Genomic DNA, 12,777 nt, shown 5'->3' with positions numbered 1-12,777 from the left:
TACCTGCTTCGCTACATTTATCTTCATTCCATCAAGCCCACATGATGCTCATGCTGTTTATTTTTTCGAAGAAGTATTTCCTTCATTAAAAGCAACAGGTGATGGCTTCGCTGCCCATTCGTCCGCCTGCGGCTCAATGTCTACTCCGCTCAAAATCTTCTTTTTCTCCATCAAGGAATCCCCGTCTTCATCCAGCTTGTTGCGAATTTCCGCCTCGTCCTGAGGTTGATTGTTCTGTGTCATCGTAGAATCCTCCCTTTTTTCGTATTCATGTTGATGTTCCTTTATATAACGTGCCCACTTTCTGCATTATCATTCTCTTCGAGGATCAGGCCGTCCCCCAAGTTATGTGTTATTTGAATTAAACATTAACTTTATTAAGCTAAATCCATCTCTAAACCCTTGCTCGTACATTACTGACTCTGCTGTACCCTGAAGAAGGGTTATTACATTACAATAGTCCAAAAATAAAGCCATCCCCTCTGGCTTAACATATTCACATAGCTCCATAAACAAACGATCACTTTCTTGACTCAATCTTTTATATTCTTTTGAATTATAAATCACAAGATTTCCGATACTCTCCATACGAAGAGCTTTGAACTGGTTAAATATTTCTTCGAAGTCCTCCATGATCCCCTCCAAAAAAGTGACGTCACTATGAATATAAATATTAGAGTGACATCACTTAGATGTCAATATGATTGTATATTGAATTATTTTGTAATGATACAATATGAACATTACTTTTTGAGGAGATTTTATTTCATGGCTACAGATAAAAGAGTCTTTACACTTAGGCTGCGAGAAAAGAATTTTGAGAAAATTAAAGTGATTGCGGACAAAAACAAACGATCTATCGCAATGCAGATTGAGTATCTTATTGAACAACATATTGAAGAATTTGAGAAAGAACAAGGTGTTATTTCCCCAGATACAAATAATGACGTATAGATTTTGCGCCCTTAGTACATGCGCATCATCCATACGTCATTTTTCATGATATATCCTGTTCCCCGTTAATCGAAATCAACCTGTTTATCCAAAATGATTTCCTCTACTTTGTATTCCATCTCTGGTATTGAGGGAATCAAGGAGAATCGAACGTTTTCCAGAGAAGAAGGAAGAGCAGGAACCACTCGGAAACTAATTTGCGTCTCCCCACCTCCTCCACGACTGCCATGTCTCATGGTGATATGTCTCTGTTCGCTGAATATTTCCAGAGCCAAATGCGGAACCATTTGTATACGCTCAGCTTCATTCCCCTTATATTGAATCTCCACATAAACGAGGCTTTCGCCTTCATATTGCATCGAATGCGTAATCATATACTCACACGAATCTTTAATCATTTTCTTCATAATCGGCACCACACTCGTCAATTGAAGAGGTTCACTTGGAAAGTAGTGTCTTTGCGGCATCGGTTGCACGCTACGGAGAACATATCGGATATCTTCCTCCTTCATATCCAGCAAGTTCACCCATTCATCGATGGTATTTTGAGGGGGTTGGTATTGGACTGCTCCGGTTATGCCCTTTCTGGCTGCAACCAGTTTCAAAAGTTGCTCATCAATCCGCTGTACCTCATCGCTGTATTCATTAGGAATTTCACGTAATTCACTCCAGCCCATATTTAATCACTCTCCTAATTTAATGACATGCCATGCAAATACAATTCGCCACTGTACCTGCATCCCCCTCTTAAAAAGGAAAGGACGCCCCTTGGGTCATATTCATGACCTTACGGGACGCCCTTTTTATATTGTCCACCTCAAATGGACATCATCTACTGTTTTGCTTGTAACAATGAGCAAAAATGTATACTTGCCTTAACCAACCTACGCCTGATCTTGGCGAGCAAGCGCGGCTAGTGCGCGTAGCGCTGCATTAATCTCGCGCTCCACCGCTTGTCCAACCGCATCCGTATGCGGATCATACTCGGCTGCCAGATCACTGTCCGCGAATCCATCGATCGCGACAATGGCTCCGGCGCGAGCACCACGCAAGGTGCTGACGATGTAGAGGGCCGCAATTTCCATTTCAGCCGCAAGTGCTCCAGCCTGCTTGTACTTGCGGTGTGGAATCTCTTCCACGCCTGCAAAGAACGCATCCAGTGTTACGGTGATACCAACGCCCACTTTACCTGTAAATGTTGCAGCGTCGGCGCTTTCTTGCTCACGAGCAGCTTCGATCAACGCTTGTGTCACCCCAATGTCCGCTACCGCTGGGAAACCATCCGGTACCAGTTGGCGAGTCAACCCGTCTGTACGAACAGCGGCTGTACTCACAAGCACACTGCCTGCCGGATAATCAGCTGTATACGATCCCGCAGTACCTACACGAATCAGAGTTGTTACACCGGCCCGAATCAATTCCTCGAAACACACAGCTGCTCCAGGCGAACCTACACCATGACTGACCACAGCGATCTGTACCCCTTCATACAATCCAACAAATGTACGATACTCCCGGCTGAACGCCAGTTCTCTCACCTGCTCCAGCTTATGGGAAATCTTCTCCGCACGTGCCGGATCACCACAGACGATGGCATATGCCGGCATGTCTTCCGAATGAATCTGCAAAATAGGCATCAACATATCAATCAAACTCCTTCTTCGTCCACTCGTCTTCCGGAATCGGCAGATCTTCACCGGAGAAGCGTTGTTCCTTGAACGGATCGGCAAAATGGTGGAAACCATTCACTTCCCAGAATCCGTTCCGGTCTACTGTCATAAACTCCAGACCACGTACCCACTTGGCACTCTTCCAGAAGTAAAGTTGTGGCACAACCATACGCAGTGGAAATCCATGCTTGGGTGTTAGTGGCTCACCGTTATATTTGAATGCGAGCAGTACATCATCATGCATCAATTCTTCGAGCGGTACATTTGTTTCATAATCATGATCTGCATGGATCATGACGTATTTTGCCTCTGGCTTAACCCCCAGAAGTTTCACAAAATCGGAAAAGCGTATACCTTCCCACGGTGTATCGAATTTCGACCAACGGGTAACACAGTGAATATCACTCACCGTGTTCACCTGTGGCATCGCCTGCAACTCAGCTAAGGAGAACACCTTCTCCTCTTCTACTTCACCGAATACCTTCAAGTCCCAGGTGGACAGGTCATATTCCGGCACTTCCCCTTCATGCAGAATCGGGAATTTCTCCGTCAGCATCTGTCCTGGCGGCAGCCGATCTCCGTGATCGTTACCTGTTTTGGGTACCGGGGTTTTACTTTTTTTCAAACGTTCAGCCTTGTTATGCAAATGGAATTCCTCCTTCTTTTACTGTCTCTAACATAGACATTCAGGAATTAACGCGAGCTTCCGCCCGCTTTCAGTGCATCCTGTGCATAGGTACGGTCTTTGAAAAAGAACATCGCGACCAGCGTCACAATATACGGCAGCATCAACGTGAAATGGGTTGGCAGGGAGAATCCTTGCAGACGAATACTCAATGCTTCCATGAAGCCAAACAGTACACTGGAGCCCATCACGCCAAGCGGATTCGCTTGCCCTAACATCGTTGCCACCAGCGCGATAAAACCACGACCAGCAGTCATGCCTTCGGTAAACATCGTTACCTGACCGAGCGACAACTGCGCTCCAGCCAGAGCACACAACACACCGCACATCAGAACGGCACCATACTGGATGCCGCGTACCTTGATCCCAATGCTCTGTGCTGCAATCGGGTTCTCACCGACGGAGCGCAGACGGAAGCCGGATACACTTTTGAACAGATAAAATTGCAGTGCAATCACGAGCACAATGCCGAGGTAAACCAGAGGACTATGTCCCGATAATACATCGCCTAACCACGGAATGTCCTTGATCAGCGGAATATCCCACTTGGGAAGTCCCACCATGTCTTTGTCGTAGTATGCACCTTTTACATCAAAAATCGCACGCAATGCAAAGGTCGTCACCCCCGCAGCCAGGAAGTTGAGCGAGATCCCGACCACGATGGCGTTGGCCTTGAGATTAATGCTTATAAAGGCAAAGAGCGCCGAGAATAACATCACTATAATAATGGAAAAAAGTACAGCAAGCAGCACATTGCCAAACAGATAATTGCCGACAATGGCGGAGAATGCACCGATCAAAACCAGTCCTTCAAGACCCACGTTGAACAGACCGACACGGGAACATAAAGCCCCACCGAGCGCTGCAAGCAGGATTGGAGTCATAATCCGCAAGGTTGAGCCAAACATGGCTGCATCAAACAGTTGTTGCATTGGACTTTTTCTCCTTTCTCCGCTTCAGGAATGAATAACCGATCTGAGCTGATACAAATAACGTCAATACAGCCTGGATGACACTGCCAACTTCCAGCGGCACATCCGTATTCCGTTCCATCCCCATGGCACCTGTCTGTAACGCAGCCAGCAAAATAGCTGCCACAGCTGTACCGAGTGGATGCGAGCGGGCAAGCAGCGTTGCCATAATGCCGCTCCATGCATAGCTCGCCGATGACAAAGAGCCATCAAGGAAACGGTACTGTGTACCGAGCACTTCCCCCGCACCCGCGAGTCCAGCAAGTCCACCACTAATGACCATGGACAACATCATCATGCGAATGCGGCGAACACCACCGTAGGTTGCAAAAGACGGGTTGCTGCCGAGCATGCGGATCTCGTAACCAGTCACCGTTTTATGTGTGAACCAGTAGATCAGAATGGCCGCTACAATGGCAATAATGAAGCCTGCATGCAGCCCCATGCCCTGGAACAACTTCGGCAACCAGATACTCTGGTCAATCATGGGTGTCTGAGCCATTGCTGCAGATCCTGTGCGGTCCTTAAATGGATAGGAGACCATGTAGCCCCCGAAATAAATGGCAATATAGTTAAGTAGTAGAGTCGTGATCAACAAGTTCATGCCGAAGCGTGCATCCAGCCAGCCTGCAAACAGGGACCAGATTCCCCCGGCAACAATACCTGCCACAATCGCAGCAATACACACAAACCAGCCTGGCCCTGGCAGATAGAGCGCCGTGAGCGCGGCACTAAGCCCGCCAAGAATCATCTGGCCTTCGGCTCCCATGTTGAAGAATCCAGCACGGAATGCCAATGCTACGCCAAGCCCCGCCAAGATGATTGGTGTGGAACGAGCCAACGTATTGGTGAAGAAGTAGAAGTTGCCGAAGGCTCCTTTCCACATCTCCGCATACGTATCCACCACATTACCGCCAACGATCAGAATCGCCACAGCCCCTGCAAGCAGACCGATGAATACGGCAAGCAGCGGCTGTACGAGTCCGCGAAGTGTTTCTTTTACCCGATTCATATCCGCTCTTTCCCTCCTGCCATTAACAAGCTGATCTGTTCCTCAGTCGCTTCCTCTGCTCTCAATTCTCCGGCAATTTCTCCTTCATACATGACAATAATGCGATCAGATAATTGCAAAATTTCGGACAACTCTGATGAAACGAGCAGAATACCCGCACCCTCACTGCGTTTGCGCAGCAATTCGGCATGGATCGTCTCCATCGCTCCGATATCCACACCACGGGTCGGTTCGGCTGCAATCAGAAACGGTGTATCTTGTGCAAATTCACGGGCAGCAATCAACTTCTGCAAGTTTCCTCCGGACAGAAACTGTGCCTTGGTCTCCGCAGAACCCGTCTTGATGCTGAACTGTTGGATCCAACTCTCTACCATCGTTTTTGCTGCTTTAGCTTTGATAATGCCGCGTGACTGTAAGCGATGATGGTGTCCCATTAGCCCGTTCTCGCGAACGCTCGCATCCTTGGCCGCTCCCCACATGTAACGATCTTCCGGAATATGAGCAAGTCCATGCTCCCGGATGCGCCGTACAGGCCAGTTGGTTGTATCCTGCCCGGAGAGCACAACGCGACCACTATCCGCCTTACGCAGTCCGGCAATGACCTGAATCAATTCAGACTGGCCGTTACCCGAGATGCCTGCTATACCAACAACCTCGCCTTTTCGTACCTCCATGTGGATGTCCTTGAGCGCGGAACGATCCTTCGCTCCGGACAGATTGACCCCTTCCACCTGAAGCACCGCTTCCGCTGGAACCGATGGCTGCTTGTCCATACGCACAAGTTCACGACCAACCATCAGACGGGACAATTCCTCCACATGTGTATCCTTCGCTTCCAACGTACCTGTCACCTGACCATCCCGAAGTACCGTGATCCGGTCGGCTACATCCATGACTTCTTGCAGCTTGTGCGTGATCAGTACAAAGGTTTTGCCCAGTTTGGCGAGCGATTTCATGTTCGCCAGCAGTTCTTTCACTTCCAGCGGTGTCAGTACCGCCGAAGGTTCATCCAATATAATGATGTCTGCGCCCTGATGCAGCACCTTGAGAATTTCAACACGCTGCTGCATGCCAAGCGGGCACTCAGACACTTTTTTCCACGGGTCAACCGGCATGCCATATTGTCTGCCAAGCTCGTTCACCTGGGCTGCTGCTTTTTTGCGGTCAAATGCGCCTGCCTTAGCCGGTTCGCGTCCGATCACGATGTTCTCCGCCACCGTAAAGGAAGGGAACAGCATGAAATGCTGATGCACCATACCGATGCCACTTGCCATCGCCTGGGACGGCGTGGCAAAGCTCACCTCACGTCCACGGACTTTGATTGTGCCTGACGTGGGCTGTTCCATACCATACAGCATACGCATTAAGGTTGTTTTACCGGCTCCGTTCTCACCTACAAGGGCATGAATCTCTCCCTCACGCAAATTAAAACGGATGTCCCGGTTAGCGGTGAAGCCACCGTACTTCTTCGTAATCTGCTCCATCTCCAACAGCATATCTCGCGTTCGCTCCCCTCAGTTCAATTTAAAAAGGTTACACTCGCCACTACGATGACAGAATAACCTTCCGATCGCCGTTATCGTGTAAACGATAAGTTGAACATATACTGGTCATTTAATAGCAGCAAAACCGGCTGCCTGATCGGGCAGCCGGCTGATCATTTCCATCACTCATTCATTGAAAAGTACATTCGAAACTATTGTTGCAATGGATCTTTGACTACGATTTTGCCGGATACGATATCATCCTTGATTGCTTTAACCCTGTCGATCACTTCTTGTCCAACAAAAGCATTCAATGGAGATTCGCTGTCACGTGTAACGTAAGTCAGGCCTACACCGTCTTCTTTCAAACCGTAGTTAACAGCGCCTGCTTTGAAGTTGCCTTCTACAAAATCTTTCACAGTCTCATAAGCAACCGTATCGGTTGATTTCAATTGAGACAATACGATATGTTCCGGGTCTTCAACGGTACGGTCCGTATCTTGACCTGAAGTGTAGAAGCCTTTTTCTTTGGCTGCTTCGAACACGCCGAGATCACCTACAGCGGATGCGCCAGCGATGAAGTCAGCGCCTTTGCCGAATTGTACCAGTGCCAATTCTTTTGCTTTGGCCGGGTCATTAAATCCACCTACATAGTTCACGAGAAATTCTGCGTCTGGATTCACGGATTCCAATCCTGCTTTGAAACCTTCCGTATATTTCTTGATCAATGGTACATCCATTGCTGCGATCATGCCGACTTTGTCTGTTTTGGTGGACAATCCAGCAGCTGCACCCAGCAGGTACGCCCCTTCATATTCACGGAAACCAACGCTACGAACGTTAGGAAGATCAACGGTTGTATCTACAATCGCAAAGGACTTGTCTGGATTCTCTGCAGCAACTTTCTTCAATGCATCTTCTGCCTGGAAAGTTGCTGTAATAATCAGATCATAATTCTCGGCAACCGCAGCACGCAGATTTTGTTCAAATGCTGCCGGGTCTGTCGATTCAATCGTCTTGGTATCTACTTTGAATTCTTCGCCTGCTTTTTTGAAACCTTCATCCATCTGTACAAAGAAAGGGTTAACCCCTATTTTTTCGGGAAGTACGAGGGCCATCCGAAGAGATTTCTCCGAATCACTGCCTTGGGCGGATTGTTCGTCTTTGGAAGCCGAATTCCCACAAGCTGCCAACAAAATAGCCAACATGATGATCGATAAGACGAACGATAAACCTCTTTTCATTTTGAAAATACCCCTTTTCAACATTCTTTTTTCTTATCCTAGCGGATACTGTCGATCCTTGTCAATAAATCTTTGAGCGTATACACTCAAATAGAATATAATTGACAATTCGCTTTCTACCAAGCTTTGGAAACCGTTCTGTATCAAGCTTTTTTTCGTTGACATCCAGCGCGTCTCCGTGCTAAAGTCAATCCAATTATTCTATTCTTATAGGAATTGTCAGAATTATAACCCAAAGCTAATTATTTTCCAACCCATTTTAAGGAGGCTATTCATTTGAAAAAAATCACCCAGATCACGTTGGCGGCCCTACTCGCCGCTCCGGTAACACTCGGCAGCCTTAGCTTGCCCGCTTCCGCTTTTGCAGCATCTGCAACTCCGGCTAAACCCGCCACCTCACAAAGTGTCAAAGGACCGGTAGCTCAGGCGCCAGTTGCCTATACGGAAAGCGCAGCGGATTTTGCTCAATTCTTGCAAGCGAAATACAACATTCAATTGCCGCAACAGATTACCAAAGGTGATTTCATTCAAGCCATTGCAGCCATCACGGAAGCAACTCAAGCAAGTGACAGTGAAGCCAAAGCTCCTATCTTTACCGATCTGTCTTCTGGTGATTCTTCATATGATGCTGCCGTATCCTTATACAATAATGGTGTTCTTACGGGTACAGAAGTACGTGCTAAGGATCAACTGAGCACTTATGCAGCGGTCTTCATCGCGGTGAAAGCAGCCGGATTCAAGGAACTGGCTTATACATATCCTGCAGAGAAAACAGCCAAAGCGCTTGCCAAAGTTGGCATTAGCCCGAACCGTGTTCAGGGACAAGCCGCACAGGAACTGGCTGCGGCGATCGATACAGGCCTGATTCCTGAAAGCCTATACCCCGCTCTCCTTAAGGGTGGCGTAGCAAGTAAAGATTTCGCTGATACTTTGCTTGGACGCGTATTGGTCAGTCAAGGGAAATACAAACATGAGATTGGGCGTTCCGGCGATGCGGACATCTATTCCAAACTGTATGCTGCATATCGCACAGCGGATCTGATCGAATCACCTGAGCTGAGAAAAATTGTGGATCAGGCCCTGCGAGATGATCTCGTAACAGGTTATAACCTGAAGGATAGCCGCTTTGATTCCAACTTTATCGATGAACTGACACTTACCTACGGCCACGATAATATTCAGCATGCTGTACAGTTGGTTGGTTTGCTGCGTAGCGAAGGTATTGATGCTGATGTGCAATTCCAGCCGAAGACATCTGCCTTCATTTATTTGAAGGAATGGGGCGAGCCGAAGGAAACGCCAGACTATAAAGTGACACAGATCGAGAACGGTAACTATATTGCTTCTGCGAAGGAATATGATATTCAGTTCGAGTTCAACAATGTGGCAGACAAAGTTCGCTTCAACGACATTGTGCTGAAATATGCCAAAAAGAATAGTGACAGTACATCTCCACTGATTCTCAGCTCCTGGTGGCAACCGCTGTATTATTCACCAACCGCATTGGCGAACTACCCTGTCATTTCCAATAATAAGATCGCGCTTGGCAATTACTATGCTCAGTCCTTCTCTCTGAAAGAAAATGCCAAATCCATTCGGGAAGGTTTCCTGAAACTGGCACCTGATGCGGACATTACGACGTATGACTTCTGGGTGGACCAGCCTTTCTTCAACTATCTGAACGGTGGATCTGAATAAAATAAATTCCGTCTTCAACCGAATCAAAGCTCGTATTTTGGCACCATAAGCAGCCGTCCTTACCGAATTTTACAGGGGTTTCGACCCCTAGATTCGTAAAGGCGGTTTTTTGTTCAGCATTTTGCAAATTTCTTCTACAAAATCATTTTCCTCATGCAGGAATTACCAATATAAGGTCGAATCCTTTATGTACACAAACACGCAATCATATTGCATATCTCCGCACGAACAGGAGTTACTCCATGGTATATGACGGTATTCTACTAGGCTTGATCGTTGGATTTTTTCGGGGCGGGTTGCGGCATGGGCTCAACCAGTTTGCAGCACTCAAGCTGCGAAGTGGCTGGATTTTCCCTGTATTGCTACTAATCCAGTTCTTTATTTTCTATCTCCAGGAACGATTCGAATGGGTGGCATCCATTAATGGATATCTCTTTGCTGCCGTCTACATTACAGGGCTCGCTTTCCTGTGGCTCAACAGACACCATACCGGTTTCATGCTCATCTGGATTGGGGTATTTCTCAATTTTGCCGTTATGGCTGTAAACGGTGGGCGCATGCCTGTTTCTGTGGAAGCCTCCGCTGTACTGGGACCCTACTATGTAGACATGCTCCGGGAAGGCGGCGCCGTATCAAAGCATTTTATGATGGATGCATCTACAAATCTGCCTTTTCTCGGTGATATCATCCCACTCTCCAGCCCTTACCCACGGACTCAGGTCATCAGCATCGGTGATGTGGTCATGAATATTGGCATATTCCTTTTTATTCAATACATGATGGTGAATCGGGACAAAAAGGCTGTGCAACCTGCTAAAACTCATCAGGCTTGAAGAAAACAGGTAGACTCCAAGGAAGGGAGGTCTTCTCCATGAAAAAATTTGAAGGTGTGAAATATTCCCGCATTGTCATCAACGCAATCATCGTGGCTTCTGTCGTTGTAGCGTTAACTTCGGGATACAAGCTGGGCGGCTAGTATCCATACCACCCAACAAGACAAACAGGCTGCCAGCGGCCTGTTTTTTCTGTCTGGATTTTTGGCAGGTAACTTGGTATGTTATACATCTATATAGTATATCCCTATAGAAGAACACCAACTATATACACATCAAGATTAGACTAAACTCAAGCAGGAGATTTTTTATGAACTTTATTCGTAACCTTATCCATAAGGCAGATCGAAGCAGTATGTATGTTATTTTGCTTAGTTGTACCGGGATCGGTGTTTTTCTATACATGAACAAGTGGTCTTACCTTCATCTAATCACGGCGGATTGGGTTATGGTCTACACCATGCTGGGTGCGGCGTTAATTCTGGATTATTTCACGTTCCAGATTCCACCCAAAGGCAATCAGCAATCCATGGATTCATCGGTATACCTTGCCTGTATATTCATGTTTGGCGGAGCTTTCAGTTTATCCGTACTGCTTCCTGTCTCCATCATCCTGTTAATCAAAGAGCGCAAGCTAACCTGGTGGAAACACATTGTTAATTTCAGCATCTACAGTCTCATGATTACGGGAGCAGCTGCCGTGTTTGAGTGGACTGGCGGGCAATCGGGAACTCTGGACGGCTATAACCTGATTCCTTATTTTGCAGCGCTCGCAGCCTACTTCATCATCAACACGATCACACTTGGCTTATTCTTTCATTTCTCAACAAAGGATGCATTACAGCAGATGAAGCGGGCATTCGTTACCGAATCCCTGCTGGTTTATCTGTGTACGCTGATTCTGGCGCTGGTCCTGACAATTCTGGTTGTGCACAATGGCGTACTTGGCCTGTTGTTGTATCTAAGTCTTAGCATTCTGCTCTCCCATGCATTCAGGCAGTTGTTCGTGATGTATCAGACGATTGAGGAAAAGGCCAACACGGATCAACGTACGGGTCTGTTCAACCATAGTTATTTCGAAAGCATGTTAGAAAGCGAACTGACTAACGCTCGAACGCAGGGCACACCGCTATGTCTGGGGCTTATTGATATTGATGATTTCAAAAAGTATAACGATCGGTTTGGCCACCTTCAAGGTGACAGTCTGCTAGCCCTGCTGGGGGATTTTTTAATGCAAAAGACGGAAGGCACACCTGTTACCGCCTTTCGTTATGGAGGAGAAGAGTTCACTTTGCTCATGCCAGGCATGGAGCTGGACGAATCCTACAGGTTTATGAACAAGTTGCGTAAACAACTGAACGACACGCCGTTTGAAGGCGTTGAAGTGTTTCCACACGGTTGTCTCTCCTTCTCTGCTGGCGTCGCGCCCTATCAGGTGGATATGTATAACAAATCCCAGCTTGTGGATCAGGCGGATAAAGCACTATATTATGCGAAGAAACAGGGCAAGAACAACGTGCACCGCCACGGCAGCAATGATGGCATGGAACACGAGATTGATCTGGTACAGGACGTTCGTGACATCGAACAGCAGCTCAATCTGTTCAGATACAAAGATATGGATACGTTTAAACATTCCAAACGGGTCTACAAATATGCACTGGATATCAGTGAATTGCTCGCACTGGACAATGCGGAAAAACGTCGCTTCGTGCTGGGAGCACTGATTCATGACATCGGAAAACTGGAGATTCCTTGGTCTATTCTGAACAAAAAGGACAAGCTCACCGCAGAAGAATGGGAAACGATCAAAGGACATGTCACCTGGGGCAAAAAAATGGTGATCACGAACGATCGCTTCGCCGATCTGATTCCGTATATTGAACTTCACCACGAACGTTATGATGGCAAAGGCTATCCTTACGGCCTGAAGGGTAACGAGATTCCCCGGCTCTGCCGGATGCTGACCGTGATTGACTCCTTTGATGCCATGACGACAGAGAGGCCGTATCAGGAAACCAAGAACGTGGAAGAAGCCATTCGGGAGCTACGCTCATGTTCGGGTTCACAGTTTGATCCGGAGCTTGCCGAGTTGTTCATTCAATATATTGAGAAAAGAACCGCCCAGCAACAGTTGCAGTAAAATAAACAGAACTTCTTCTATAAGCCCAGAAAAAGTAAAAGCGCTATCCCCGGTCTGATCGGAGATAGCGCCATTTTCATTTT

At 47.2% G+C, this 12,777-nt stretch carries 13 protein-coding genes; 4 read left to right on the top strand and 9 right to left on the bottom strand.

Features of this window, described 5'->3' with window-relative positions:
- Positions 1–57: 57 nt before the first annotated feature.
- Both V6668_RS02290 and V6668_RS02285 read right to left on the bottom strand, forming a co-directional pair.
- Positions 58–243: a hypothetical protein gene (locus V6668_RS02290; RefSeq protein ID WP_036616704.1), complete on the bottom strand. Its 186-nt coding sequence runs from the start codon at positions 241–243 to the stop codon at positions 58–60.
- Positions 244–345: 102 nt separating this feature from the next.
- Positions 346–633 carry a hypothetical protein gene (locus tag V6668_RS02285; RefSeq protein WP_101314873.1) on the bottom strand — a complete coding sequence of 96 codons (288 nt, stop codon included), beginning with the start codon at positions 631–633 and terminating at the stop codon, positions 346–348.
- A gap of 135 nt (positions 634–768) precedes the next feature.
- Here V6668_RS02285 and V6668_RS02280 point away from each other — a divergent pair, with 135 nt between their 5' ends.
- The gene (locus V6668_RS02280) at positions 769–954 is read left to right on the top strand and encodes an Arc family DNA-binding protein (protein WP_338707617.1); all 186 of its coding nucleotides are present in this window, start codon (positions 769–771) and stop codon (positions 952–954) included.
- A gap of 65 nt (positions 955–1,019) precedes the next feature.
- On the opposite strand, the gene V6668_RS02275 is transcribed toward V6668_RS02280, so the two are convergent.
- The 7 genes from V6668_RS02275 to V6668_RS02245 form a co-directional block, all read right to left on the bottom strand.
- Positions 1,020–1,631 carry a hypothetical protein gene (locus tag V6668_RS02275; protein ID WP_338707616.1) on the bottom strand — a complete coding sequence of 204 codons (612 nt, stop codon included), beginning with the start codon at positions 1,629–1,631 and terminating at the stop codon, positions 1,020–1,022.
- 207 nt (positions 1,632–1,838) lie between these two features.
- Positions 1,839–2,597, bottom strand: coding sequence for a nucleoside phosphorylase (locus V6668_RS02270; protein ID WP_338707615.1), 759 nt, complete (start codon positions 2,595–2,597; stop codon positions 1,839–1,841).
- Position 2,598: 1 nt separating this feature from the next.
- Positions 2,599–3,270, bottom strand: a complete 672-nt coding sequence (locus tag V6668_RS02265; protein WP_338707614.1) for a sulfite oxidase-like oxidoreductase — start codon at positions 3,268–3,270, stop codon at positions 2,599–2,601.
- Between the two features lie 47 nt (positions 3,271–3,317).
- Positions 3,318–4,241, bottom strand: a complete 924-nt coding sequence (locus V6668_RS02260; RefSeq protein WP_315939294.1) for an ABC transporter permease — start codon at positions 4,239–4,241, stop codon at positions 3,318–3,320.
- Positions 4,225–5,292, bottom strand: coding sequence for an ABC transporter permease (locus V6668_RS02255; protein ID WP_062837193.1), 1,068 nt, complete (start codon positions 5,290–5,292; stop codon positions 4,225–4,227). Before V6668_RS02255 ends, V6668_RS02260 begins: the two co-directional genes overlap by 17 nt.
- Complete coding sequence (locus V6668_RS02250) at positions 5,289–6,788, bottom strand: ABC transporter ATP-binding protein (RefSeq protein ID WP_338707613.1); 1,500 nt, start codon at positions 6,786–6,788, stop codon at positions 5,289–5,291. The genes V6668_RS02255 and V6668_RS02250 overlap by 4 nt, the downstream gene beginning before the upstream one ends.
- A 200-nt stretch (positions 6,789–6,988) precedes the next feature.
- On the bottom strand, positions 6,989–8,020 hold the full coding sequence (locus tag V6668_RS02245) for a BMP family protein (protein ID WP_338707612.1): 1,032 nt from the start codon (positions 8,018–8,020) through the stop codon (positions 6,989–6,991).
- A gap of 276 nt (positions 8,021–8,296) precedes the next feature.
- On the opposite strand from V6668_RS02245, the gene V6668_RS02240 reads away from it, so the two are divergent.
- The 3 genes from V6668_RS02240 (at position 8,297) to V6668_RS02230 (ending at position 12,694) form a co-directional block, all read left to right on the top strand.
- Positions 8,297–9,718, top strand: coding sequence for a hypothetical protein (locus V6668_RS02240; RefSeq protein WP_338707611.1), 1,422 nt, complete (start codon positions 8,297–8,299; stop codon positions 9,716–9,718).
- A gap of 242 nt (positions 9,719–9,960) precedes the next feature.
- The gene (locus tag V6668_RS02235; protein WP_036616686.1) at positions 9,961–10,551 is read left to right on the top strand and encodes a DUF5317 domain-containing protein; all 591 of its coding nucleotides are present in this window, start codon (positions 9,961–9,963) and stop codon (positions 10,549–10,551) included.
- A gap of 310 nt (positions 10,552–10,861) precedes the next feature.
- Positions 10,862–12,694, top strand: coding sequence for a diguanylate cyclase (locus V6668_RS02230; RefSeq protein ID WP_338707610.1), 1,833 nt, complete (start codon positions 10,862–10,864; stop codon positions 12,692–12,694).
- Positions 12,695–12,777 lie beyond the last annotated feature (83 nt).

Origin of the sequence: Paenibacillus amylolyticus (assembly GCF_036894225.1) — a bacterium.
Taxonomy (GTDB): Bacteria; Bacillota; Bacilli; order Paenibacillales; family Paenibacillaceae; genus Paenibacillus; species Paenibacillus amylolyticus.
This window is presented reverse-complemented; position numbering and strand designations above follow the sequence as displayed.

Bases quoted from the DNA above. Each gene is read 5' to 3' on its own strand.
- V6668_RS02250 (WP_338707613.1), bottom strand. From the start codon at position 6,788: ATGCTGTTGGAGATGGAGCAGATTACGAAGAAGTACGGTGGCTTCACC.
- V6668_RS02270 (WP_338707615.1), bottom strand. From the start codon at position 2,597: ATGTTGATGCCTATTTTGCAGATTCATTCGGAAGACATGCCGGCATAT.
- V6668_RS02285 (WP_101314873.1), bottom strand. From the start codon at position 633: ATGGAGGACTTCGAAGAAATATTTAACCAGTTCAAAGCTCTTCGTATG.
- V6668_RS02255 (WP_062837193.1), bottom strand. From the start codon at position 5,292: ATGAATCGGGTAAAAGAAACACTTCGCGGACTCGTACAGCCGCTGCTT.
- V6668_RS02260 (WP_315939294.1), bottom strand. From the start codon at position 4,241: ATGCAACAACTGTTTGATGCAGCCATGTTTGGCTCAACCTTGCGGATT.
- V6668_RS02245 (WP_338707612.1), bottom strand. From the start codon at position 8,020: ATGAAAAGAGGTTTATCGTTCGTCTTATCGATCATCATGTTGGCTATT.
- V6668_RS02275 (WP_338707616.1), bottom strand. From the start codon at position 1,631: ATGGGCTGGAGTGAATTACGTGAAATTCCTAATGAATACAGCGATGAG.
- V6668_RS02280 (WP_338707617.1), top strand. From the start codon at position 769: ATGGCTACAGATAAAAGAGTCTTTACACTTAGGCTGCGAGAAAAGAAT.
- V6668_RS02230 (WP_338707610.1), top strand. From the start codon at position 10,862: ATGAACTTTATTCGTAACCTTATCCATAAGGCAGATCGAAGCAGTATG.
- V6668_RS02290 (WP_036616704.1), bottom strand. From the start codon at position 243: ATGACACAGAACAATCAACCTCAGGACGAGGCGGAAATTCGCAACAAG.
- V6668_RS02235 (WP_036616686.1), top strand. From the start codon at position 9,961: ATGGTATATGACGGTATTCTACTAGGCTTGATCGTTGGATTTTTTCGG.